The sequence below is a fragment of the Paenibacillus sp. 10L310 genome, assembly GCF_056395745.1.
On sequence record NZ_JBFTKC010000020.1, the window covers coordinates 44918 to 70051 of the forward strand.

22 protein-coding genes are annotated in these 25134 nt (G+C 45.2%); 19 read left to right on the plus strand and 3 right to left on the minus strand.

Annotated elements, in window-relative coordinates; genetic code table 11:
- Positions 1–43 precede the first annotated feature (43 nt).
- Positions 44–1000 carry a D-2-hydroxyacid dehydrogenase gene (locus AC1DE7_RS27105; RefSeq protein ID WP_477535595.1) on the minus strand — a complete coding sequence of 319 codons (957 nt, stop codon included), beginning with the start codon at positions 998–1000 and terminating at the stop codon, positions 44–46.
- A 207-nt stretch (positions 1001–1207) separates the two neighbouring features.
- Between AC1DE7_RS27105 and thpR the strand changes: the two genes are divergently transcribed.
- The gene (gene thpR / locus AC1DE7_RS27110) at positions 1208–1810 is read left to right on the plus strand and encodes an RNA 2',3'-cyclic phosphodiesterase (RefSeq protein ID WP_051447214.1); all 603 of its coding nucleotides are present in this window, start codon (positions 1208–1210) and stop codon (positions 1808–1810) included.
- Between the two features lie 130 nt (positions 1811–1940).
- Positions 1941–2798, plus strand: a complete 858-nt coding sequence (locus tag AC1DE7_RS27115; protein WP_036611353.1) for a cell wall hydrolase — start codon at positions 1941–1943, stop codon at positions 2796–2798.
- Between the two features lie 275 nt (positions 2799–3073).
- Here the strand turns inward: AC1DE7_RS27115 and AC1DE7_RS27120 are convergent, their stop codons facing one another.
- Positions 3074–4288 (minus strand): UDP-N-acetylglucosamine--LPS N-acetylglucosamine transferase, encoded by a 1215-nt coding sequence (locus AC1DE7_RS27120; RefSeq protein ID WP_047841963.1) that lies wholly within the window; start codon positions 4286–4288, stop codon positions 3074–3076.
- Positions 4289–4670: 382 nt separating this feature from the next.
- Here AC1DE7_RS27120 and AC1DE7_RS27125 point away from each other — a divergent pair, with 382 nt between their 5' ends.
- From AC1DE7_RS27125 to AC1DE7_RS27140, 4 genes are all read left to right on the plus strand, one after another.
- On the plus strand, positions 4671–5252 hold the full coding sequence (locus AC1DE7_RS27125; RefSeq protein WP_036611349.1) for a TetR/AcrR family transcriptional regulator: 582 nt from the start codon (positions 4671–4673) through the stop codon (positions 5250–5252).
- Between the two features lie 206 nt (positions 5253–5458).
- Positions 5459–7741 (plus strand): YhgE/Pip domain-containing protein, encoded by a 2283-nt coding sequence (locus tag AC1DE7_RS27130; RefSeq protein ID WP_127551241.1) that lies wholly within the window; start codon positions 5459–5461, stop codon positions 7739–7741.
- Between the two features lie 672 nt (positions 7742–8413).
- Complete coding sequence (gene gltB, locus AC1DE7_RS27135; RefSeq protein ID WP_127551239.1) at positions 8414–13012, plus strand: glutamate synthase large subunit; 4599 nt, start codon at positions 8414–8416, stop codon at positions 13010–13012.
- Positions 13013–13242: 230 nt separating this feature from the next.
- Entirely contained in the window at positions 13243–13398 is a 156-nt protein-coding gene (locus tag AC1DE7_RS27140) for a hypothetical protein (RefSeq protein ID WP_017690128.1), read from the plus strand.
- A 97-nt stretch (positions 13399–13495) separates the two neighbouring features.
- Here the strand turns inward: AC1DE7_RS27140 and AC1DE7_RS27145 are convergent, their stop codons facing one another.
- A complete protein-coding gene (locus tag AC1DE7_RS27145) occupies positions 13496–13864 on the minus strand; it encodes a helix-turn-helix domain-containing protein (RefSeq protein WP_076251429.1) in 369 nt (122 codons plus the stop codon).
- A gap of 378 nt (positions 13865–14242) precedes the next feature.
- Here AC1DE7_RS27145 and AC1DE7_RS27150 point away from each other — a divergent pair, with 378 nt between their 5' ends.
- The 13 genes from AC1DE7_RS27150 to AC1DE7_RS27210 all read left to right on the plus strand — a co-directional run bounded on the left by AC1DE7_RS27150 (position 14243) and on the right by AC1DE7_RS27210 (position 25130).
- Positions 14243–14647, plus strand: a complete 405-nt coding sequence (locus tag AC1DE7_RS27150; RefSeq protein WP_127551237.1) for a hypothetical protein — start codon at positions 14243–14245, stop codon at positions 14645–14647.
- A 155-nt stretch (positions 14648–14802) separates the two neighbouring features.
- Positions 14803–15561, plus strand: coding sequence for a tyrosine-protein phosphatase (locus AC1DE7_RS27155; RefSeq protein WP_036611338.1), 759 nt, complete (start codon positions 14803–14805; stop codon positions 15559–15561).
- Positions 15562–15593: 32 nt separating this feature from the next.
- On the plus strand, positions 15594–16349 hold the full coding sequence (locus AC1DE7_RS27160; protein ID WP_253506264.1) for a YveK family protein: 756 nt from the start codon (positions 15594–15596) through the stop codon (positions 16347–16349).
- Positions 16330–17007, plus strand: a complete 678-nt coding sequence (locus AC1DE7_RS27165; RefSeq protein WP_036611333.1) for a CpsD/CapB family tyrosine-protein kinase — start codon at positions 16330–16332, stop codon at positions 17005–17007. The genes AC1DE7_RS27160 and AC1DE7_RS27165 overlap by 20 nt, the downstream gene beginning before the upstream one ends.
- Positions 17008–17194: 187 nt before the next feature.
- The gene (gene galU / locus AC1DE7_RS27170) at positions 17195–18097 is read left to right on the plus strand and encodes a UTP--glucose-1-phosphate uridylyltransferase GalU (RefSeq protein WP_036611572.1); all 903 of its coding nucleotides are present in this window, start codon (positions 17195–17197) and stop codon (positions 18095–18097) included.
- Positions 18094–18792 carry a sugar transferase gene (locus AC1DE7_RS27175; protein WP_076319064.1) on the plus strand — a complete coding sequence of 233 codons (699 nt, stop codon included), beginning with the start codon at positions 18094–18096 and terminating at the stop codon, positions 18790–18792. Before galU ends, AC1DE7_RS27175 begins: the two co-directional genes overlap by 4 nt.
- Before the next feature lie 34 nt (positions 18793–18826).
- Positions 18827–20173, plus strand: coding sequence for an O-antigen ligase family protein (locus AC1DE7_RS27180; RefSeq protein WP_127551233.1), 1347 nt, complete (start codon positions 18827–18829; stop codon positions 20171–20173).
- Positions 20170–20628: a PssD/Cps14F family polysaccharide biosynthesis glycosyltransferase gene (gene pssD / locus AC1DE7_RS27185; RefSeq protein WP_127551231.1), complete on the plus strand. Its 459-nt coding sequence runs from the start codon at positions 20170–20172 to the stop codon at positions 20626–20628. The genes AC1DE7_RS27180 and pssD overlap by 4 nt, the downstream gene beginning before the upstream one ends.
- Positions 20625–21104: a PssE/Cps14G family polysaccharide biosynthesis glycosyltransferase gene (gene pssE, locus AC1DE7_RS27190; RefSeq protein WP_167483748.1), complete on the plus strand. Its 480-nt coding sequence runs from the start codon at positions 20625–20627 to the stop codon at positions 21102–21104. The genes pssD and pssE overlap by 4 nt, the downstream gene beginning before the upstream one ends.
- 37 nt (positions 21105–21141) lie before the next feature.
- Positions 21142–22209, plus strand: a complete 1068-nt coding sequence (locus AC1DE7_RS27195; protein ID WP_127551251.1) for a glycosyltransferase family 4 protein — start codon at positions 21142–21144, stop codon at positions 22207–22209.
- A gap of 21 nt (positions 22210–22230) precedes the next feature.
- Entirely contained in the window at positions 22231–23166 is a 936-nt protein-coding gene (locus tag AC1DE7_RS27200) for a glycosyltransferase family 2 protein (RefSeq protein ID WP_127551227.1), read from the plus strand.
- A gap of 15 nt (positions 23167–23181) precedes the next feature.
- Entirely contained in the window at positions 23182–24204 is a 1023-nt protein-coding gene (locus AC1DE7_RS27205) for a glycosyltransferase (RefSeq protein ID WP_127551225.1), read from the plus strand.
- A 26-nt stretch (positions 24205–24230) separates the two neighbouring features.
- Positions 24231–25130, plus strand: a complete 900-nt coding sequence (locus AC1DE7_RS27210) for a glycosyltransferase (protein WP_282319116.1) — start codon at positions 24231–24233, stop codon at positions 25128–25130.
- The last annotated feature ends 4 nt before the right edge of the window (positions 25131–25134 follow it).

Below are 25134 nucleotides of genomic sequence, written 5' to 3' on the forward strand. Positions count from 1 at the left end.
TTGATCTGATTTGCACAATATTGCATGGGAACGGGTGTTTGTGTTAATATTTATGACTATAATCCACAAGGTTCACCGGCAGGGTATCGCCAGCGACGTAAGCTTCCAGATTTTTGACGAAAATATCAACTGCTCGATCCGCGTATTGCTCTGTACTTCCTGCGATATGGGGCGTAATTAACACGTTATCCATGCTCCATAGCGGGTGGTCTGCAGGAAGAGGTTCTTCTTCGAACACGTCCAGTGCGGCGAAGGCAACTTGGCCGTTTTGGAGTGCATTCAGCAACGCTTCCGTTTTCACACTGGGGCCACGGCCCACATTGACGAAGCAGGCACCGGATCGGAACTGCTCAAATGCAGTTTGATCATATATATGTTTGGTTTCATCAGTTAGCGGTAAAATGTTAATTACATAATCGCCTTGGCTCAAGGCTTCATGTAAACCGGTCATGTCGTACATTTGGTCCACATTGGGGACATCCTTACCTGAGCGACGAACTCCGATTGTGTGCATGCCGAGTGCTTTGAGAATACGGGCTGTTTCCGTACCGATCTCACCTACACCAACGATGACCGCTGTTTTGCCATGCAGTTCCGGCAGTGGTTTGGCAGGAGCTTTCCATTCGGACTGCTGTTGATGCAGCATAGCTTGTCTCAGCCAGCGACTGTGGGATAACATCATGCCCAGAATAATTTCGGTGATTGGAATCGCGTGAACTCCATTTGCACTGGTGACCTGGACGTTCTTTTGTTGCAAATCTGCGAAGGGGAGATTGTCCACACCAGCAGACCAGACCTGAACCCACTTCAACAGGCTGTCCTGTTTCAATGCATGTTCTGTGACGAGTGGGGACCAGCCGAGAATAATCTCAGCTTCTTTCAACTCAGCGGGGTCCAATTCCTTGGCTTTTCCGAATTTCAGGGTGTATTCTGGTGCAGCATTCTGAATGCGTTGTTGCTGTTCTTCAGATAGAGATGGAAAACATACAATTTTACCCATAATGTGTGGTCCTCCTGAGATAAATAGTTTGATGAGTGTGATGATCAAAGTGTATCAGATTTGGTGTTGGATGTGCATTAAGGTGGGAAATGCAGGAATCTAGCCTTATTTGCAAATGGTTATATTTGTGTCACTCTATACTTACCCAACTTGAAACGATATGTATAGTTATGAAATAATAGAGCGAACTTTAGAGAGGTGTATGCAATGAATAACCAATCACATCAGGATCATTCATCCCGACGGGAAAGATTGTTTGTAGCCATTCGTCTTCCTGTTGCTGTTCAGCAGTCTCTTCAGATGGATGCGAGGCTTGTACAGAACAAGCTAGATTTTCGTAAATGGACAGATCATAGAGATTATCATATAACCTTGCAATTTCTGGGGGATACATTAGTTAGTGACATCGGGCACCTGCGAAAAGCATTGCGCTCAGCAGCAAGCGGATTTCAGCCGTTTGAACTTCAGCTTTCCGACTGGGGTACATTTGGACTTGAAGAAGCACCTAAGGTGCTTTGGAAAGGTGTTAGCGGAGAGATAGAGCACTTGTTTTCATTGCAAAAACAAATCGTGCAGGCGACTTCGCCCCTGGGGTATGAAGCTGAATTAAGACCTTATGCTCCCCACATTACCATTGCCAGAAAATATCTGGGACAGCTTCCAGGTAATGAAAATAAAGGGATATCTGGAGTGCTTCCGGAACATTCCACAGGTGTTAATTCATGGATGGTGGAGGACATTGTACTTTATGTGACAAGGCTGGGACAATTGCCAATGTATGAGGTCGTGGATACGTTCACTTTTTCCTGATAATCATTTTTATGCCATAAAATCACATTGACATAACGTTTATCCCTATGTAATATTAGCCATCGTTATTCAAATTCTTTTTTTTGGGTTACTTAGTTAAGGGAATTGTTTCGACAGGAGGAATCTTCGAATGAACATTATAAGCAAAAATCGTTGGGTAGCACCGATGTTATCAGTGCTGCTTGTATGTATAGTGGGGGTAAATGTCGTTCAGGCGACGGGGAAGTGGAATGAAGCTAGTGATAGTAAACAGATGACCGAACTTACGGCTTCTGTGCAAAATAACCAAACATCTACGCAAGAAGAGAGGCGCATGATGGAAGATGGGACAAGTCTGTCCTCTAATCTGTCTGCCCAAACCGTAGCGTGGACTGAATCTTTGCCAGCGAAGAACTGGCTTACGACTGCTCAAGAAGAGCAGGAACTGCAAGAAGCCAAGGCCAAGAACAAAGCTAGAGCGGTAGCTGCGGCCAAAGCCAAAAAAGAAGCTGCACTGAAATTGGCCAAAGTGAAACGTGCCAAAGAAGTCGCTGCTGTAACAACTCCCCCCCAAAAACTATACTTTACACGGACCAAACTTCTGAACCAGGAAGACTCGAAACTTGCAACCTGGTCATACAGTGTGTCCGATAAAGAACTGCATCTGCTGCAAAAAATCGTCATGGCAGAAGCGGAAGGTGAACCGTACGAAGGCAAAGTGGCAGTTGCCAATGTTGTCTTAAACCGGCTGCGGTCAGCCAATTTTCCCGATACCATTTACAAGGTCATCTATCAGAAATCCCAGTTTAGTCCTGTAGCGAACGGACGTATGAAACGTGTGGTTCCCAACGAGGACAGCATCAAAGCAGTGAATGCTGCGTTGAACGGGAAGAAGGAAGTTGCCGATGATACGTATTATTTCTTATCATTGACGCTTGCCGACGATCTGACAGTTGCCCGCTCGCAGAAAAAAGTAAAAACGATCGGTCATCATACTTTTTACAAGTAATCGACCCGTAAATTCTGCAAACAGGCAGGGTAGTTAACTGTGTGTGCATCACACGGCCCTTGAAAAAGCCTGAATCGTAGTTTTATTTCGTTATTAAAAAATATCGTTATACTCTAAATTACCCTTTTTTCTGCCAAATCATACGGTGGAATTAGTGAAAATAAAAGAAGGTTCCCTTCCAAAAATTCGGAAGGGAACCTTCTTTGTATATCGTGAGCAATTGTCTTGTCCCCTATAACACCTCGTGAGAGCTGTTCTATAGGTCCGTAGAGGCGTTAGAATGGTATTCTGGTACCTGACAAGGACGTGGCAGTAATTCCGGCTGTGAAGCGCTCCAAGGAGGTTGTTGTGACTTCGGCTGTCGTCGGAAACAATAAGTCATGAACAGCTTGAGCACAGCACTTCGGATCATAGACCGAATGGTTACCTGAATGATGCGCTACGTTCAGCGGGCTTTCAGTTTGAGTAGATGCCTGCTCCACTAGTTGTCTGAAACGATTGGTGATCACGTCGGCAGAGTGAATGACGTGGCCGTATCCGGCTTGTACAAAGTATTCACAGTTCTCTTCCTCTTGACCTGCAATCGGAGGAATAAACAACATCGGTAGACCCTTGGCCAGCGCTTCAGTGCATGTCATTCCACCTGGTTTCGTAATGAGCACATCGGATACATCCATCAGTTTGCTTACTTCCCGTGTATATCCAAGAATACGAATATTCGGATGCTGGAAGCAAGGCATTTCCTTCATTTTTGCGATCATTTTTTCATTGCTTCCTAGACAGAAGACCAATTGAACACGATCTGCCCAAGACGTGAGAGCTTTCATATGATCCTCATCAAACGAAAGTCCCCATCCACCACCCATAAGTAGCGCTGTAGGCATGTTCTGAAGCCCCATCTCTTCACGTAGCTTCACCTTATCTCCAGCTTCCCAGAAGTCTGGATGCACAGGGATTCCCGTGATCTGAATATGGGAGGGATCGACACCCCGGATCTCAAGCAATGCTTTGACCTGAGGGGTAGAGACCAGATATTTGTTCACTTCCGGATTAATCCATGTTCCGTGCACGTCATAATCCGTCACAACCGTATAGAGCGGGATATTCAGACCTTGGCGTTTGAGCCGGGAGATCACAGCATTCGGAAAAGGATGGGTACAGATCACCGCATCCGGTTTCAGTTGGGATACGACCTGTGCCGTCTGTGTATAGAAAATTCGGTGCAACGCCAGCTTGGTAAAACCATTTAATGATTTATTGTACTGTGTGCGGTACAACAGGCTGACCAGTTTGGGTTGGACCGATAGTGTCTTTCGATATGCAGAGAAAATTAGTGGAGCTACCGTTGGGTTCAAAAATTTGCCTAGTTCAATGACACGACTGTGAACATGTGGACTGACTTTTTTGATGCCATGTGCCAGCGCATGAGCGGCCTGAGTGTGACCGGTACCGAAACCTTCCGATAATAAGAGCACTCTTGGTTTTCGCATTAGTTCACCTTTATTCATAAGTTTTAATTCAAAATGAAGATATTCATTGTTTATTCTAGCTATGGAATGCGTTACTACATGAATATACATTGAAGCACAAAATCATGTTTCTTCTATGAATATTTACACCATATATCTTACAATGAGACAACCTAAACTTCATTATATACACGTATTATCTGAGTCATCTTACACTATAGACGACGACAGAAGGAGTTTCCACTGCATTTAGGTTAAAAAATATTAACACAATTTTTAAAATGTTAGGGTTGCAATCTGTTTTCGAAGGTGGTATTGTAGTTTTTGACCGAATGACCGAATTGTATTTCTGGTCATTTATGTAGAGCGATTGAACAATGAATGTGATTAAAGGAGGGATTAGATGGCTCCGATTGACAGGAGACAGCAGGTTATTCATGCAGCAGCCCAGTCGTTTGCCATGTTTGGATACAAAGCAACGACGATGGATCAGGTCGCCAAGATTGCGAACGTTGGCAAAGGAACGATCTATACGTTTTTCACCAATAAGGAACAATTGTTTGATCAGATCCTGGTAGAAGTGATACAGGAAATGAAGAACATCGCGCATCGTGAAGTACATCAGGAAAGTGCATTTTTCGATAATCTGTTTCGGGTACTGGATGCCTTGTTAGAGTTTCGTCGTGATCACGATCTGCTTGTTAAGTTATCTCAGGAGCTGAAGGACTTTGGAACACTGCAGGCCAAGGAAGGCTTGGACAAGGTGGAGAAAGTAATCTCCGACTTTCTGGCTAAGGAGCTTGAGAAAGCAAAAGACAATGGAGAGATTCGAGATTGTGATCCGCAAGTCGTCGCATTTATGATGATTCGCCTGTATATTGCACTCACCTCAGACTGGAGCAAACAACATCAACCGCTGAGCAAAGAGGAAATTAAGACTTACTTTCGCCTTTTCTTAATGGAAGGAATTGCTGCTGTAACGTAATCCAAATTTAATCTACTATAATATAAGGATTTTCACGCGTATCAAGCAGGGAGGCTTGTCGGAAGACAGGTTGTTTTTTTGTCCTAAAGTGACCGTTTGAGGAAAGTGGTCACTCCGTGTTTCAGTATGTTTTCTGGAATGCGACATTGTATTTCATTATGGTTATTCCTGCTCATGGAGCAGAGAGATTAAGGGGAGAAAATGACATGAAATCTTTATCCGTGTTTTTCAAGGATGTGGGATCGGCCGTGAGAAACCCGAAGGTGTTGATCCCTGTTATTGCAATTATGTTTATACCGATCCTGTATAGTGGCATCTATCTGGCAGCCTATTGGGACCCGTATGGTCATGTGGATGAGATGCCGGTTGCCGTTGTCAATCTGGATAAAGGTGCTGAGCTGGAGGGCAAATCCCTCCATGTAGGTAGTGATCTGGTGGATGAGCTGAAGAAAAATGGCGATTTTAAATGGGACTTTGTCAGTGCCAGTCAAGCCAAAGAAGGCATGAGTAATGACAAATATTATATGCAAATTACGATTCCGGAGAACTTCTCATCTCAGGCAACAACATTGCTGGATGACAAGCCGGAGCCGGCTGATCTGATCTATGAACCGAATGGCAATTACAGTTTTGTTGGTGCACAGATCGGTAAGACCGCTATTAAGGACCTGAAAGCAAAAGTCTCAGCCAAAGTAACGGAATCCTATGCAGAGACATTGCTCGACAAGTTCTCCGAAGTATCGGATGGCTTGGCTGAGGCAGGCGATGGGGCGGGTGAACTGAATACCGGTGCAGGCAAACTGGATGATGGTGCTGTTAAGCTCAAGGATAACCTGGCGAAGCTTGCATCCGGAACGCTTGAACTTCAGGAAGGACTTTCTCCATTAAGTGATGGTGTTAACGCGTTGCACACAGGGGCAACCAAGCTTGAAAGTGGAACATCAAATCTTGTATCCGGTCTGCAACAGCTTCAGGCAGCTGCTTCGAGCCAGCTTCAGAGCGGAGCAGATCAGTTGAAGGATGGCAGCGCCAAGTTGGAAACTGGACTCCAGTCTTCACTGGATGGCACAAGTAAGTTGCAGGCTGGTCTGAAATCATCAGAACAGGGCAGTGCGAAGCTGTCGGATGGTCTGCAAAGTGCTGTTCAGGGCAGTGGTACACTGGCAACAGGCCTGCAATCGGCTGTAGATGGCAGTTCCAAGGTTGCTGATGGTGCACAGGGCGTAGCCGCCGGATTGAAACAGCTTGCTGCATCGAACCCCGAACTGGCCGAAAATGCGGATGTACAGAAACTGCTTGCGGCAAGTGAGGCTGTTGCTGACGGCAGTGCACAACTGCATGAGAGTGAGCAGAAGCTGGCACAAGGTGCAGATCAGCTACATCAGGGCAACCAGCAACTGGCTGCGGGTGCAACTGAGCTTCATGGAGGTCAGGAGCAACTTCTTGCTGGTGCGAACCAGCTGGTGGATGGTCAGAAACAATTGCTGGCTGGTGCAGGGCAGCTTAGTCAAGGAGGAGCGAAACTCTCCGATGGTCTGAAGCAGTTCAGCGGCAAATTGGGTGATGCTGCAAGTGGCGGTACATTGCTTGCAGATGGTGCCAAGCAACTGGGCTCAGGAACAACAGCTTTGCAAACGGGTGTAGGTAAACTCAGTGGTGGCGTTAGTTCACTAACCGATGGTTCCAAGCAATTGGGTGATGGCGCGGGCAAACTGGCTGACGGCCTTACTGAGCTAAAAGATGGCTCGAGTGAATTGGAAACCAAGCTGAATGATGCCGCACAGAAAACATCCGAAGTTAAGAAAACGGATGATGTAGTGAACATGTTCGCTGAACCGGTAAACTCCTCGGAGAATACAGCAGAGAACGTGAGCAATTATGGTACAGGATTGACACCGTTCTTCCTGTCAATCGGTCTGTTTGTGGGATCGTTGATTTCCACGATTGTATTGAAAATGCGGGAAACGTCCGTACCTGGTGCAACAGGCTGGAATCGTTTTGTCAGCCGGACACTGGTATTTGGGTCCGTAAGTATTTTCCAATCAGTTATCGTGGCAAGTTTCATGTTATATGGTCTTGGACTGGAGACGCACAGCGTAGGGCTGTTCTATCTGTTTACCATTATTACGGGGCTGACCTTCATGTTGATCGTTCAGGCACTTGTAACCTGGCTGGATCTGCCTGGACGTTATGTTGTCATTCTGCTTCTGGTCTTCCAGCTTGCGGCTAGTGCAGGAACCTTCCCGGTAGAACTGATTCCATCATGGCTTCAGGCATTTAGCCCTTGGTTGCCAATGACACACAGCATTATGGGCTTCAAAGCCGTAGTATCGAGTGGTAATCTGGATGTGATGTGGCATCAGGCAGGTATTCTTAGCATCTATGCAGGTGTATCCATTCTGCTGACGCTTGCTTACTTCCTCTGGAATGGCAGACGTCCGAAAAAAGAAGTCGAACAGGCTGATTCTGGTCAAGTTGTGACGGCATAAGTCGAACCTGATCTTCAGCAGGGTCATATTTTTGAAAAAAAACTTTATTTTCTTGTAGTGAAATTATGCAATATAGTAGTCAAATAGTGCAAATAGCCTGTGACCCTAAAAAGGGGTTGCAGGCTATTTTGTATACAAATGCATAGAGAAGTAAAGTTTCGCTGGCTTAAGCAGTGAAAATTTGGTGGAATTATGGATAAACGTAGGCGGCACATGGAACGATTTTCTTCTGTCAGCAATTTAATTCAGTTGTACTCTGGCTTAAAAAGTGTATAATTATTCGAAAAAGAGATGAATTTAAACGTCACTACTGTAAAGCTGTACTGCAAAACATTTCTTATCAGAGGTATTAAAAAGTTTAAATTGCGCTGATGTTAGGTCGGTGTTAAAATAATAGAACTATATCAAAAAAACGTCGCTCCATTTCAGTAGCCGTGCCAGCGGCTGCGTGTTGATTTATACAGGCTGTTTGCCGGATCGTCCGGATCAGCTCATCTCATTTAATGGCTTCTGCCCAATAGCAGGCATTATTTTTGACAGTCTCATGCTGTCACCTCTTCTATCTAGCAGGCTCTATCGCAAGCGAAAGGCCAGCTCCTCCCGTTTCATTGTTGCCTGTTGCCTATGTTCTTGATCTTTCCGAAATACTTCATTATAGAAAGGTTGCGTTCCATGAGACACATCGGATTACCTCCAAAACAGGGTCTGTATGACCCGCAGTTCGAAAAAGACGCATGCGGAATGGGTTTTGTTGCCAACATCAAAGGAGTACCTTCACACGATATCGTTAGTCAGGCACTGACCATGCTTAGTAACATGGAACACCGTGGAGGACAGGGAAGTGAGCCGAATTCCGGTGACGGAGCAGGTATCCTGATTCAGATTCCACATCGCTTCTTTGCACAGGAAGCGGAACGTCTTGGTTTTGCATTGCCTGAACAGGGATTCTATGGCGTAGGAATGTTGTTCCTTTCCCAGGACCCTGCCATTCGCAGTGCGCATGAAGAGAGCCTTAAGAAGATTATTGAAGAAGAAGGTCAGACGTTCCTGGGTTTCCGGGATGTTCCTACTTTTGATGAAATGCTTGGCCGTTCTGCGCTTGCAGCAAAACCTTATGTACGTCAGGTGTTTATTGGAAGATCCGCAGATGTGAAGGATGAGCTTGGATTCGAGCGTAAGCTGTATGTTATTCGCAGATGCGCTGAGCTGGCTATTCGTTATTCGGCAGATGAAGCAGAAGGTGGTTCGTTCTACCTTCCGAGCATGTCTTGTCGCAAAATTGTATATAAAGGCATGCTGACAACTGAACAAGTTGGCGGGTTCTATCTGGATCTGCAGGAAGAACTCGTGGAATCGGCCATTGGACTTGTGCATTCCCGTTTCAGTACCAACACCTTCCCCAGCTGGGAACGTGCCCACCCGTATCGTTTCATGATCCACAACGGTGAGATCAATACGATGCGTGGTAACGTGAACTGGATGCATGCACGGCAATCCTTGTTCGAGAGCGAGTTGTTTGGTAACGACATCGCGAAAGTAAAACCGGTTATCAATCCGGACGGTTCGGATACAGCCATGTTTGATAACACGCTGGAGTTCCTGTATCTGAGTGGTCGTTCCCTGCCACACGTGGCGATGATGATGGTTCCTGAACCTTGGAGCACAGATGAGGACATGGACCCTGCCAAAAAAGCATTTTATGAATATCACAGCACGATGATGGAGCCTTGGGATGGACCAGCAGCAATGGCCTTTACAGATGGTTTGCAAATTGGTGCAACACTTGACCGTAATGGATTGCGTCCAGCTCGTTATTATGTAACCAAGGATGACCGTATTATCCTGTCCTCCGAAGTTGGGGTACTTGATATTGCGCCGGAAGAGATCCTGTACAAAGATCGTCTGCGTCCAGGTCGGATGTTGCTTGTGGATACACAAGAAGGCCGCATCATCGCGGATGAGGAAGTAAAAGCAATCATTGCAGCCGAGAATCCGTATCAGGATTGGCTTGATGAGCATTTGATGGATCTGAGCGAGTTGCCGGACGCACCGGAACTTCCTGATCCAAAACATGATAACGTGACCCAGCTTCAGCTCGCTTATGGTTATACATTTGAAGAACTACGTAAAATCCTGGAGCCGATGGCAACAACAGGTATGGAAGCTACGGGTTCGATGGGTTATGATGCACCGCTGGCTGTGCTGTCCGATCGTCCACAGCGTCTGTACAACTACTTTAAACAGATGTTCGCCCAGGTAACCAACCCGCCAATCGATGCAATCCGTGAAGAGATTGTAACGTCTACGGCAACAACCATTGGTCCTGAGCGCAACTTGCTGAACCCTGAACCGGAGAGTTGTCGCCAGATCCGTCTGGATACACCGGTATTGTCTAATGAAGACTTTGCGAAGATTCGCCATGTGCGTCGCCCAGGCTTCCGCTCCATGACGATTCCAATCTTCTTCACCGCTGCGGAAGGGGCAGAAGGACTTCGCAAAGCGATGGATTTGCTCTTCGAAGCTGCAGATCGTGTCATCGGCAAAGGTCATAACATTCTGATCCTGTCTGACCGCGGTGTGGACGCAGAGAATGCTGCCATTCCTGCATTGCTTGCTGTAGCAGGTCTGCATCACCATCTGATTCGCCAGGGAACCAGAACCAAAGTCAGCATTATGCTTGAATCGGCAGAACCGCGTGATATTCACCACTACGCGTTGCTGCTGGGTTATGGTGTAAGTGCGGTGAACCCTTATCTGGCCTTTGAAACGCTGGATGACATGATTCAGCAAGGATTGCTGCGTGGTATCTCGCATGAGAAAGCAGTGAAAAACTACATTAAAGCAGCTACCAAAGGCGTTACTAAAGTGTTGTCCAAAATGGGGATTTCTACGATTCAATCGTATCGTGGAGCTCAAATCTTCGAAGCGGTAGGTCTGAAATCAGACTTCGTTGACCGTTACTTTACCTGGACACCTTCCCGTATCGGTGGAATTGGGTTGGAAGAAGTGGCAGCCGAAGCGTTGACACATCATAACCGTGCCTTTACGGAAAAAGACGGTAACGATAAAGTATTGGATTCCGGTGGGGATTATCAATGGCGTAACGACGGAGAAGAGCATCTGTTCAATCCGCAAACCATTCATACCCTGCAACATGCGGTACGCACTGGGGATTACAAGCTGTATAAAAAATATTCCAAACTTGTGCAAGGTGAGAATGATCAATTGTTGACCATTCGCTCCATGCTGAAGCTGAAACCGGTAGGAGCTTCCATTCCACTCGAAGAAGTTGAATCCGTAGAAGATATCATGCGTCGATTCAAAACAGGTGCAATGTCCTTCGGTTCGATCAGTAAAGAGGCGCATGAAGATCTTGCCATCGCTATGAACCGTGTTGGAGGTAAATCCAATACCGGTGAGGGTGGAGAAGACCCGGCTCGCTTCATTAAAGATAGCAACGGGGATTCCCGTCGTAGTGCGATTAAACAGGTAGCATCCGGACGTTTTGGTGTTACATCCAACTACTTGGTTAATGCCGACGAGATTCAGATTAAAATGGCTCAGGGAGCTAAACCAGGTGAAGGCGGACAGCTGCCAGGACGTAAAGTGTATCCTTGGGTTGCTGAAGTTCGTGGATCTACACCGGGTGTAGGTCTGATCTCGCCACCACCGCATCACGATATCTACTCAATCGAAGATCTGGCAGAGTTGATCTATGACTTGAAAAATGCCAATCCGCGTGCTGAGATTAACGTGAAGCTGGTATCGGAAGTGGGTGTGGGTACCATCGCAGCTGGTGTAGCCAAAGGCCGTGCCGATATTATCCTTGTCAGCGGTTATGACGGTGGTACAGGTGCATCGCCGCAAGGTTCGATTCGCCACGCAGGTATGCCTTGGGAACTAGGTCTTGCAGAGACACATCAAACGTTGATGTTGAACAATCTGCGTGACCGTGTTGTCCTCGAAACAGATGGCAAAATGCTTAACGGCCGTGACCTGGCGATTGCTGCCTTGCTAGGAGCAGAAGAGTATGGATTCTCTACGGCACCGCTCGTTGCACTTGGCTGTATCATGATGCGTGTCTGTCAGATGGATACCTGTCCGGTTGGTGTAGCGACACAGAATCCGGAATTGCGTAAAAATTATATGGGTGATCCAGCTCATGTGGTTAACTTCATGCGATTTGTTGCTGAAGATGTGCGTGAGATCATGGCTGATCTTGGTTTCCGTACTATTCAGGAGATGGTCGGACGTACAGATTGCCTCGAAACGGTAGAAGCCGTAGATCACTGGAAGAAAAAAGGTGTGGATCTGTCTGTATTGCTGCACGTGCCTGAAATGCCGGAAGGTTCTGCACGTTACCGTACACAGCATCAGAATCACCAATTGGAAGAAACGCTGGATATGCAACAATTGTTGCCACTGGCACAGGCTGCTATTGAATCCAGTCAACCGGTTGAAGCGGTGCTTCCAATTACAAACGTTAACCGTGCAGTAGGTACCATTTTGGGTAGTGAGATCACACGCAAATATGGACTCGCAGGATTGCCTGAAGATACGGTTAAATTTAAGTTTGTCGGCTCTGCCGGACAAAGCTTTGGGGCCTTTGTACCTAAAGGTATGACCTTGACCGTTGAAGGGGATTCCAATGACTACGTAGGTAAAGGACTGTCCGGAGGTAAACTGATCGTGATGCCTTCTCCGAAAGCAACGTTTGAGGCGGAAGATAACATCATTATTGGTAATACGGCTCTCTACGGAGCAACAAGCGGTGAAGCGTATATCCGTGGTATTGCGGGTGAGCGATTTGCTGTACGTAACTCGGGCGCCAAAGTAGTTGTTGAAGGTGTAGGCGACCATGGTTGTGAGTATATGACAGGTGGACGTGTCGTTGTACTGGGCGATACAGGTCGTAACTTTGCAGCAGGGATGTCCGGAGGTATTGCCTATGTGTATGATCCGGAAGGCACATTCCTGAAACGTTGTAATCTGGAAATGGTTCTTTTGGAGCGTATCGAAGATGTGGCAGAAAGTGCAGATCTGCGAGGCATGATTCAACGTCATGTTGCCAACACAGGAAGTGCTGTCGGTCAGCGCGTTCTGGATAACTGGCAAGATGCGCTGAATCAGTTCGTTCGGGTTATTCCGAAGGACTTCAAACGTATGACAGAACAGATCGAACGGATTCAGGCAACAGGTTTGACTGGAGAAGCAGCGCTGCTTGCAGCGTTTGAAGCGAATATGCGTGAACTTGCACGTGCTGGAGGTTAATAACTTCCTTGTTCAAAGTTATAAGTGCATGAACAGGTTGTATTAAGAATAATAGGAGCAATATGGTTGCCATTCCGGCACCATATTGCTCCTATTTTGCTTTCGACAAAATTAGAACCCCATCAAAAAACGTTATCGCCATGAGACGACAACATCGAGGAACTTTCTCAAGTATAATAAGGCTAGTTTTGGAGGGCAGGGAAAGTATAAAGATAAGAGAGGTTAGCGGAATGAATATGAAGCATCCAAACAGGGACGATCGTAGGCCGACAGGTAAACAAGTCGAAGCAACCCAGATGGACATCATGAAGGTGTTACTGCAATGCGGAATCGACCCGGAGCGTTGGAACCATTTCGTATCCTCCGTCAACAACAAGCGTCCTTGACACAATAGACAAGCATGGAATGAAAGGGAATTAAGACACAAAAAAAGCCCAGAAGCCAGAGAGGTTATCTCTCGGGAACTGGGTCCTCTTTTCGGGTTTAGTCCATGCTGCGTTCCATTCGGACAAATGCAATAAAACGACGTGCCTCTTCTTCTGTTAAAGACTTCCCATCAATCATCAGATCGAAGCGTTCTAACACTTCTTTGTCCGATAACTCCAAGGTATCCACGAAATCACGTACGTCTTCATCCATCACGACATCACTTTGCTTTGTACGTCCTATAAGATAATCGATAGACACCTCAAAGATGTCAGCAAGTCTCGTTAACACTTCGAAATCCGGTTTACGTCGATTCTTCTCGTAGTGGGAGAGAGCAGCTCTTGTAATATGAATGGAGCTCGCAAGTTCTTCTTGAGTAAGTCCCCGCTGTTCCCGTAATTCTGCAATGCGATTTCCGTAGCTCATAAGCTATTTCCCCCTGAACGACATCAAATATATATTGAAACAATCCTGAGCCAAGTGTTTGATCAGGGCAGCTTTCCTGCAAAAGAGTAACTCCTCATGTGTTTCCTTTAACCCATTTCCATTTGTAAATAGGTCTGTCTAAGGACATCTCAAATTGTCGTAAATCAAAAGAACCATGTCCAAATACCGCTTGACATGATACGTATTGTATCGTAAATTGGACGTATGGAGTTACAAAATGTATCATTTGGAATATTTTAAGTATCTCCTTGTTGCCTGGACCATATACCTGTGAGAAGGAAGTGGAGGCAGTCCATGTAGGCTAATCCATTCTAAAGGAATGAAACCATGTATTCAATAATTCAGGAATGGGCTGATATGAAATTAAATGTCCATATGTACATTCAGGAGTTTCATGGGAAAATGGTAGACCGCAAAAGACGCCCTGTTCTGTTACTTGGAATGGACACTCAAGCAATCACCTTCCTGAGCGACCTGAACTTGCCGGTATCATCAGAAATGCTCATTGGTTTGGATGTTGAAGATCAACATGTATGTGTACGACTTCACGCAAGGTTGCAATGGAAACAGCCCTTCGGAGAGCTCACAATGTATCATTCAAACTTGCATATTCAGCACGAACAGAAACTATATATAACTGGACAGTTAAACACAATGCTTACTGAAGTTCAGTTTCCCGCGGTTTCCCGTTTTCAGTATGAAAAGGCAACAGAACAAAAGGCTCTGCAGGAACCCTATCATTACATTGATTTCACCATATAATTCCAAGTCGATTCTTAACAATTTCTGAACAAAACATGTACTTAACGCCATTTTACTATATTTCATAGCGTTATGCATTAGTTCTTTAACACCAAAAGCATTTGCGCAATGAATAAAGGGGCGAGGGGGCTCATACTATTTCAGGAAGTTTGGATATGGTTGAAATGCACTGCCACATATTATCCGGCCTAGATGATGGTCCTGTTCGAATGGAGCAGTCCGTTGCGATGGCTGAGAAGGCGGCAGCCTCAGGAATTACCTCCATTATTGCTACTCCGCATCACCTGAACGGGCAATACAACAATGAACCGATGGTGGTCAATCAGGCCGTGAACCTGCTCCATGCAGAACTTCGCAAACGTAACATTCGCCTGGAGATCCGTCCCGGACAGGAGATCAGGGTGCATGACAACCTGATTGGAGACTTATATGCAGGAAAGTGCTGCACACTCGCCGGAAGTCGTTACATGTTGCTGGAACTGCCCTTTGGTCATATTCCCTCACAGTTCCCCAGGATACTGCATGAATTACGAATAGCGGGAATTACCCCTATTATTGCTCATCCGGAACGTAATCGTGTCATTTTGAAGAAGCCAAAGTTGTTGGCTGATTACTTGAGTCAAGGCGGACTATGTCAGCTCACAGCTCAATCTTTCACTGGGCTTTTCGGACGGAAAGTTCGGCAGTGGTGTTTTCATTTTTGCAAAGAAAACGGGTTTCATTTCATTTCATCAGATGCACATGATACGTGCAAAAGGACATTTGCCATAAGTGAAGGAGAGCGGGCCATCGAGCGTCGATTTGGAGCTGAAGCCGTTAAGCGGCTGGCAGAGAATGCGTCGCACATTCTATCAAATTCGTGTCTGGTCACAGAACGCTGGAAACCTCGCAAATGGCTACTGTCCATCTGGTAGTTACATAGGATAGATCACAACGTATAGGAGGAATGAAAGTGGAACTGAAAGGATATTTTCGACTCTTACAAAAGAAACTGTGGTTGATTGTTGCAATTGCTTTGATAGCCGGTGTGGGTGCAGGGGTTAAAAGCATTTTCTTCACCCAGCCCATCTATGAGGCAAGTTCCAAACTGATCGTGAACCAGACCTCTAACGTTCAAGGCCAGGCGATGATGGACTTCAGCATGATTCAAACCAATATCAAACTCATTAACTCATACAGAGAAATTATTAAATCTTCCGCCATTATGGATAAAGTCGCTACCACGTATCCGGACCTAGGCTTAACCTCAGCTCAGCTCATGAATAGCACTTCCGTCTCTACAGCCAGCGAATCCCAAGTGATGAGCATAACTGTACAAGGGACTACCTACGAAAAAGCCGCAAAAACGGTCAATGCCATCTCCAACGTGTTCCAATCTCAAATCCCCCTAATCATGAAAATCGATAATGTGGCTATCCTCAGTGAAGCAAAAGTGGATAGTAACGCATCTCCAATCAATATGAAAACCACATTAAGCATCATTGTCAGTCTGTTCGCAGGTCTTGTGCTCGCGATTGCACTTGTATTCCTGATGGATTATCTGGATGACACATTCAAATCCGAAGCCGAACTTGAAAAAGAGCTGGGTCTGCCTGTGCTTACAGTGATATCCAAAATGAAAAAAGACGATCTGAAAAATACGAAAAATTACGTATCTCAACAGAAAGTGGGGGATGGCAAATATGTCGCGGCTAACCAATGAAAATAACAGTCTGGTGACCTATTTTAACTCCAAATCTCAGATCTCGGAGGGATACCGTAAATTACGGACGAACATCCAGTTCTCCTCAATCGACAGTCATATCAAAAAAATCATGGTGGCTTCCGCTGAATCCGGCGAAGGCAAGACCACAACCATTAGCAACCTGGCGGTAACCTATGCCCAGGAAGGCAAAAAAGTTCTGCTGATCGATGCGGATCTGCGTAATCCTTCCTTGCACCAGGTGTTTTCCGTACCGAATCATATCGGTCTTAGTAGTGTGCTATCTAATCAGTACAGTGTGGAAGACGTGCTTAGAGAGAGTTATATCGACAATCTCCAATTGTTCACTTCTGGCCCAATTCCGCCGAACCCTTCCGAGATGATCGGTTCCAACCGGATGAAAAGGCTGATTGAGAAGTTAGAGGATCAATATGATGTCATCATGTTTGATACACCGCCGGTGCTTGCGGTAACGGATGCACTCATTGTGAGTTCGCTGTGTGATGGTGTGCTACTGGTCGTGAACTCGGGCAAGGTCAAGAAGGAACTGGTGAAGAAGACCAAGGCTGCTCTGGAGCATGTGAATGCACGAATTCTGGGCGCAATCCTGAACAATATCAAAAACGCTGCAGTTCCGGTGGGCTACGGAGAGAAGTAAACCTTCCATCCAATGCTGCCAAGTAAACAGGTAATGTCTACTGCACCTTTATCACTGTAGGCACTCGGTCATGCTGTGGGTTCAATGAACCTTAGACGTTAATCGTCGAAGGTATGACGTGAGGACGGGTTAGATGCCCTGGTTCAACTTTTATCAAACTAAAAAAAAAGAGGATAGGGTGGTATTTATGAAAAAAGTGAGAAAAGCAATCATTCCTGCAGCTGGACTAGGTACACGATTTTTGCCAGCCACAAAAGCGATGCCCAAAGAAATGCTCCCTATTGTGGACAAACCAACTATACAGTATATCGTTGAGGAAGCCATTGCCTCTGGAATCGAAGACATCATCATCGTAACGGGTAAAGGGAAGCGGGCAATTGAAGATCATTTCGACAACGCTTTTGAATTGGAACATAACTTGCTGGAAAAAGGGAAGCTGGGCCTGCTTGAAGAGGTTCGCAAATCCTCTAACGTGGATATCCATTACATAAGACAAAAAGAGGCCAAAGGACTTGGTCATGCTGTCTGGTGTGCACGTAACTTTATCGGTGACGAACCTTTTGCCGTGTTGCTCGGAGATGACATCGTCGTATCGGAAGTTCCATGCACCAAACAATTGATTGATCAATATGATCAGGTTCAACATTCCATTGTTGGCGTACAAACCGTACTTGCTGAACAAACAGACAGATACGGCATTGTAGACCCGCTTCAATCGGATGGCCGTTTGACAGAGGTTCTCAGGTTCGTAGAGAAACCTGCCCAAGGCACAGCGCCTTCCAACCTGGCGATTATGGGGAGATACGTACTGAGTCCAGAGATTTTCGAACATTTGGAGCAACAAGAGATTGGTCAAGGGGGAGAAATTCAATTAACAGATGCGATTCAGCGCTTAAATGAGACACAAGGAGTGTATGCTTACGATTTCGAGGGAGTACGTTATGACGTGGGCGAGAAATTGGGATTCATTTTGACAACTATCGACTTCGCTCTGCAAAAACAGGAACTTAGAATTCCAATGCTGCAAGCTCTGCAACAGATTCTGGAAAAAGAGTCGGTAGAACATGTAGCCGGGGGGGAGTTTGAATGAGTCCATCTCCCCAAACGAAGGAAGCGGAGATTGTTATGGACCCAAGTCTGGGGTACAATGCATCAACGATGTCAGGACAAAATGCGGATAAAGTGTATCTATTTATGAAAAGAATGCTCGATTTGCTGGGTTCTTTCATAGGTTTGATCATTTTGTGCCCCTTGTTTGCGGTCATCGGATTACTGATCAAAATCGAGGCCCCGCAGGGGTCTGTTTTTTTTCGTCAGGTACGAGTAGGACAGAATGGAAAAGAGTTTCATATGTACAAATTCAGGTCGATGGTTGCGAATGCAGAAGATCTGCTGGAACAGCTGATTGATCAGAATGAAGTGAACGGGAATATGTTCAAAATGAAAAATGATCCCCGCATTACCCGGATTGGCAAGTTCATTCGGAAAACCAGTCTGGATGAGCTGCCACAGTTGTGGAACGTGTTCAGAGGAGAGATGAGTCTCGTTGGACCCAGACCGGCTCTGCCCAGAGAAGTGCAGAACTACACTTCCTATGACAGACAACGTCTTCAGATGATCCCGGGATGTACGGGATTATGGCAAGTCAGCGGTCGAAATAGTGTTGGTTTTGAGGAAATGGTGGAGCTGGATCTGACGTATGCCCGTGAGCGCAGCATGATGGTGGATATCAAAATTATCTTCAGAACGTTCAAGGTGCTGGTAGGTTCGAAGGATGCGTTTTGAAACACGATTCTGGCTTTGAGGTGGCATAGCAGATATGCAAAAAACAGACTATTTCGCTTCTTCTAGAGGGAATACGTTATATATCATTCTTTCCTCGTTAATCATTATCGGCATGGCAGTATACTTACCGATCATCTCAATCATGGCATTGGCATTGCTGATTCTGTTTGGGATATATCTGAAACATCCAAGTTGGGTCTATATGATTGTGATCGGTACATTTTCGCTATCCATGGATAAAATCTTCAGAATGCAAATGATGGGTTTTGACGCATCTTCCTTTTACAAATTGCTGATCCTGTTTTTCATACTTCCTATTTTTATGAGGTATGGATTGAAAAAACAATTCATTTATCCGGCTTTGGTTGTAGGGTATCTCTTTGTTCAGAGTTATTTTTTATCTGTCATGCCAAGCAAGATGAGCCCACTTGATCCCTTTAAAGCTTTTTTGGGATTAGTTGTTCCCTTCCTGTTACTGATGGTGAATTTTCCGAAGGAAGTTAGTAAAAGGATCATCAGAGTTCTGGCCTGGCTTCCCGTGTTTAGTTTGATTGGTGGTCTCATCCTGCAGCAATTGGGTATGTTATCCATCGCAAATCTAGAGGGCTCAGGCGTAAGTCGTTTACAGGGAGCTAATATTGCGGCGCATTTGGGAATGCTTTGTTTTATTTCGATCTGTGTTTGTCTGATGGAGATTCGATACAAAAATCAGGTGATCCTGAATTATGCTCTTACACTAACCCATTTTATTATTTTGATACAAACGGGTACTCGCGGACCTTTGCTTGCACTGATCCCCATCGTCGGTATGTATTTAATCGATCATGTAAGGAAATTTGTGAAGGGCAGAACGAGTGCTCTTCTTCCTGTTGTTTTATTTCTGGCAGCCGTCTCCGTGATGGTTGTTTTACAGTGGGATAATTATGAATTGAGGCAGGAGAGCAAAGGATTATCAGGTAGAGACTCCGCGTGGGCCTTCTTTATCAAAAAAGCGAACGAGTACCCCATTTTTGGTCAGGGACTGGGCTCCGCCTTGGTTGCCAATGATGGCAGTATCTTTTCAGGATTCACCGTTCCCCATAATGAATACATCCGCTTTTATTATGATGGGGGTCTGGTGGGGGCTTTGCTGATTTTTGGAGCCTTATTATTTGTATACAAAAAGGTATATAACAAGTTAAATCGTCTCGTGAAACCTTATTTTGTCGGGATGATTGTTGGTTTCTCGATCTACTCTTTTGTCGATAATACGTTATCCACCATTCATTTAATTGCTCCTTTTTGTGTGTATCTTAATGCGTTATATCAGATCAGTGATGAGAAACGCGTTGTCCCTGATAATCCCCAGGAGTTTGTCCATCGAAAGGAGACCATGCAATGAAAGTCTGTCTAGTAAGTTCCACAGGAGGCCATCTGAATCAATTGTTAAACCTGATTCCTGCGGTGGAAGATCATGATTACTTTTTGGTAACGGAAAAAAGCGAAGCAAGCAGTAAATTGAATCTTTCTAATCGAACCTACTTCCTGTCTCAGCAGGAGAGAAAGAATATCCTGTTCCTGTTTATTGTGCTGCGCAATATCATAGCTTCGTTGTTCATTCTGCTGAAAGAACGCCCGAAAGTTCTGATCACCACTGGAGCGGGAGCGGTATATCCCTTGTGTTTACTTGGAAAATTGATGGGAGCTAAGCTTGTTTTTGTGGAAAGTTACGCCAAAATATATTCGCCAACCCTGACAGGGAGGATGATATACAAATTTGCGGATGAATTTTATATTCAATGGGAGACGCTTCAAGAGGCTTATCCGAACGCGAAGTATAGGGGGGCTTTATTTTGATCTTTGTCGTGCTTGGAACACAGCGATTCCAGTTTAATCGACTACTGAAGGCCGTCGACAATCTCATCCAGGAGGGGCAGATGCCTTCGGATGTTCTTGTGCAATCCGGTTACAGTGAATATAAGCCGCTGCATTATCAACAAAAGCCTTTTTTTAATCAGGAAGAGATGAATGATCATATTGCGAAAAGTGAATTTGTCCTGTCCCACGCGGGAGTAGGGGTCATTACCAGTGCACTGCAGATGAACAAAAAGGTAATCGTGATGCCAAGGCGGAAGGATCATGGGGAGCATGTGGATAATCATCAACTGGAGATCGCAAAAGTGTTTCAAGATAAAGGATATATTTCGGTAGCTCAGAACGAAGATGAACTCCACGCATTAATAGCTAATATTGATAAACTTGACTTTCAACCCTATGTGAAAAGTAACTCGCAGTTGCTCTCCTCTATTAAGGGTTATATTAATTCTCTTTGATGAGATGGGTTCGTTACGATTCAAAAGGAGTGGAATGATGAAACCTAAGGTGCTGGTCATAGGTTCTTCTACGAAGGACATGGGCGGAATTGTAAGTGTCATTGTAAATATTGAAAATTCATTGATCGCCGAGCAGTACAATCTACAGCGAATTGAAACCTATATTACGGGTAGCGTGCTTGCACGACTAATCATCTTTATTAAAGGTTTTCTTCAATTTCTCGTGAAGCTTGTTACATTCAAACCGGACATGATTCATATTCATATGTCTTACAATGGGAGCTTCTATCGTAAAGCGTTGTTCATTCTCGTTGGCCGCAAAATATTCAGGGTGCCAGTCATTGTCCATATTCATGCTTCAAGCTTCGATGTGTTCTATAATCGGCATCCTTTGCAACAGAAGCTATGCAAGTATGTCTTGAATCAAGTGGATAAATTAATTGTACTGTCGTATACATGGAAAAGCTTTTTTTCCAAGATTGTGCCTGAATCCAAAATCGAAGTGCTTTATAATGGCGTATTCATTAAAGAACCTCCTACCAGAGAAGAGCGTCAGGTTCCACGATGTTTGTTCATGGGCCGTCTTGGCAAGAGAAAAGGTGTGTATGATCTCCTGTTAGCTATTCAACAATTGAAGCAAAAAGGGGTCGAAGCGGTCTTTACGTTGGCTGGCGATGGGGAAGTTAATGAAGTTCGCGCGCTGGTTGAGCATTACGGCATCACAAAATACGTGGAAGTGCCGGGATGGATTAGAGGCGAGGAGAAGGAACGTTTGCTTCACCATGCGGATCTACTAGTTCTACCTTCCTATCACGAAGGGCTTCCGATGGCAATTCTGGAGGCTATGAATGAAGGTTTGCCGATTGTTTCTACTCGGGTGGGTGGCATACCTGAAGTGATTACAGATGAGCTGAATGGTTTTCTCGTTGAACCTGGGGATGTCACAACTCTGGCCCATGTGCTGGAAAGACTTATTCTGGATAAGGAACTGAGAATGCAAATGGGATTGAACAATAAGGAACTGGTCACATCCAAGTTCAACATGAACAGTCTCATTGAAAATTTATCGTCCATCTATGACAAGGTGCACATGAAAGTGTCCTAGTTTCAAGAGAAAGGTGGTTCTATGGAAGCATTGGTAAGTTGTATTATAACAACGCATAATCGCGCTGAATTGTTGAAAAAAGCCATGGCAAGTGTGCTGGAACAGACCTATCCCTTTCTGGAAATTATTATTGTGGATGATGGCTCACAGGATCATACCGAAGAGGTATGCAGAGCATGGACTAAAGAAGATCACAGAATACAATATATTCAGGTTCCTTATGCTCAAGGTGCCAATCATGCCCGGAATTTAGGGATACAACGTGCCAATGGAAAATATATTGCGTTCCTGGACGATGATGATCAGTGGCTGCCTGATAAAATTCAATCCCAGACCCGAGCCCTGGAAGAAAATAAAGGACTCTTCTGTTTTTGCAGTAAAGTCCTTGTTTATGTGGATCAGGATCACAAGGTGACTCGCAGGAAGGTGTCGGTTGAATCCCGTGATCTCGTATTCTACGCGGATTTGCTAACCTACAACTGGATCGGTGAAACCTCCAAAATTATGGTGCAGACCCAGCTGGCGCGCTCTGTCATGTTTGATGAACAATTAACCTCGGCACAGGACTATGATTTCTATCTTCGAATTCTGCAAAGAGGACATCATGCCATCAATATCAAGGAACCCCTTGTGCATATCTATATCCATCAGGGCCCACGAATCTCGACCTCATCCAAGAAAAAGTTTCAGGGACAACGCAAAGTACTGATCAAGTATTACAAGGATATGAGTGAGGAACAAAAGAGGCGTCAACTTCATCATTATCGCATGATGGAATGGTCCAAGAATCCGAAGCGAAATGTTGTTTTTCTGAAAAATACGTTGGCTCTGTATCCATGGTGGAAAAATTTTACGTTGTTTAAGCGCAATATCAGAACCATTTTGGTCGGTTATCGCTTGAGAAAACAGTTCCGAAGCGAAGCGTTGAGCAAAGAAGAGTATAAAGGAACAGCCTAAAGCAGAGGTGTAGTCATGCGAGAACCTGTAGTTTACATGTTGCCCAAAATGATCAAAACGAACAAATTCAATGAATTATTATCGCAGTCCATCGAAGATCAGGGATGGGATGTGAAGCATTTTTCTAAAAAAGACTTAAAACATGTCCGTAAGAATGATGTACTTCATTTTCACTGGCCGAGTTTTTATTACAAAGGAAACAACGCGTTCTCGACATTCATCAAGTCCATATTTTTCATTCTTATGATTATGTATGTGAGACTAAAGGGTGCGAAGTTGTTCTGGACGGTTCATAACATATGGCCGCATAACAGCGGCAAAACGTGGCATGATTACTGGATGAGGACGTTTCTGGTGCGGAATTGTACCAAATTGATTGTAATGGGCAAACCGCTCATTCGCAGCGTAAGTGAGACTTTTCATGTGCCTGAGAATAAGATTGAAGTCATCCCTCACGGGCATTATCAGGGGGTATATGGACGAACAGGGCAGAACATCAGAGACCTTTTTAACATCCCGGCAAATGACTATGTCTTTGCTTTTTTTGGTCAGGTTTCGCCGTATAAAGGGGTGGATGATCTAATCAAGGCGTTTAACCATCTGGATTGGAAGGATGCTCATCTGCTCATCGCTGGCAAGAAGTCAGCTGACTATGATCTGGAAGATTCAATACGCCATTCGGATCGCATTCACACGTATTTCAATTTTATTCAGGATGGGGAGTACTCGGATTATTTTGAAGCTATAGATTCGATGATTCTTCCGTATAAAAATATTGCGACATCAGGCAGTGCAATTCTGGCACTGTCTTTTGGTAAACCTGTCGTTGCCCCAAGAATAGGGCTCATGGAAGAGTACTTGCCCGAGAGCTGTGCAGTATTATATGACCCTTTGGATCAGGAGGGGTTGGAAGAAGCTATGAAAAAAATCCGTGCGAAGGATGAAGAGTTCAGGGAAGGCAATGGATTCCAATCTATGCTTGATAAGTTGGAATGGTCAGGGATCGCGAAGCGAACAATTTCGCTCTATACGATCTAAATCAATGAGGATGCGGGGACGATTGAATGAAAGCCACTGTAGCCATATGCACGTATAACAGAGCCTATGATCTGAGTGAATCTGTTCTTAGTGCCGCTCGGCAACATGTTGAATATGACGTTGAAATAATCGTGATTGATAACAATTCAACCGATCACACAGCGCAACTAGTTCAGGAGATTCAGGACATCGAAGGTGTAGATAACGTCAAGTATGTTCTGGAGAAAAAGCCAGGTTTATCGGCGGCAAGGAATCGAGCCATCCGTGAAGCACGCGGCGAGTACATCCTTTTTCTAGACGATGATGCTATCGCATCTCCGCTATGGATCCAACATATCGTTGACGTGTTCGAAAGTGATACTTCCATCGGATGTGTGGGGGGCAAGATTGAACCTCTCTGGGAGAGCCAGAAGCCAGACTGGATTCCTAGCGAGAACCTGTCGCTGTATACCATTCTGGATTATGCAGACCATGTGGTTGAGATGCTTAATCCATCGATACCGTTCGGTGCGAATGTAGCGTTTCGTACACAGCTCTTTCAGGACATCGCGCCTTTTCGTGAGGACCTGGGTAGAGTGGGGAAGAACCTGTTATCCAATGAAGAGAGTGAGCTAATCGCGCGGATCAGGGTCCAGCATAAAGTGTTTTATACGCCCTTCGGCTCCGTTCAACACAAGGTATCCAAAGAACGAACGACCAAGAACTGGTTTTTGCGACGTGTCTTTTGGCAAGGCGTCAGTGATGCTGTTCGCAAAAAAGACAAGGGTACGATTCGAACAGTAAAACACGCTATCCGTTTGGCGCAAGGAGTTATTCGAGCCTTATTATGCATTTACAGTCCGAAGCGTTTCACCCGGCAACTGGCTCAAATCTGCTACCGGAACGGTCTGATCATCGGGATACTCAGATATAACAGTAAGGAATGAGGAA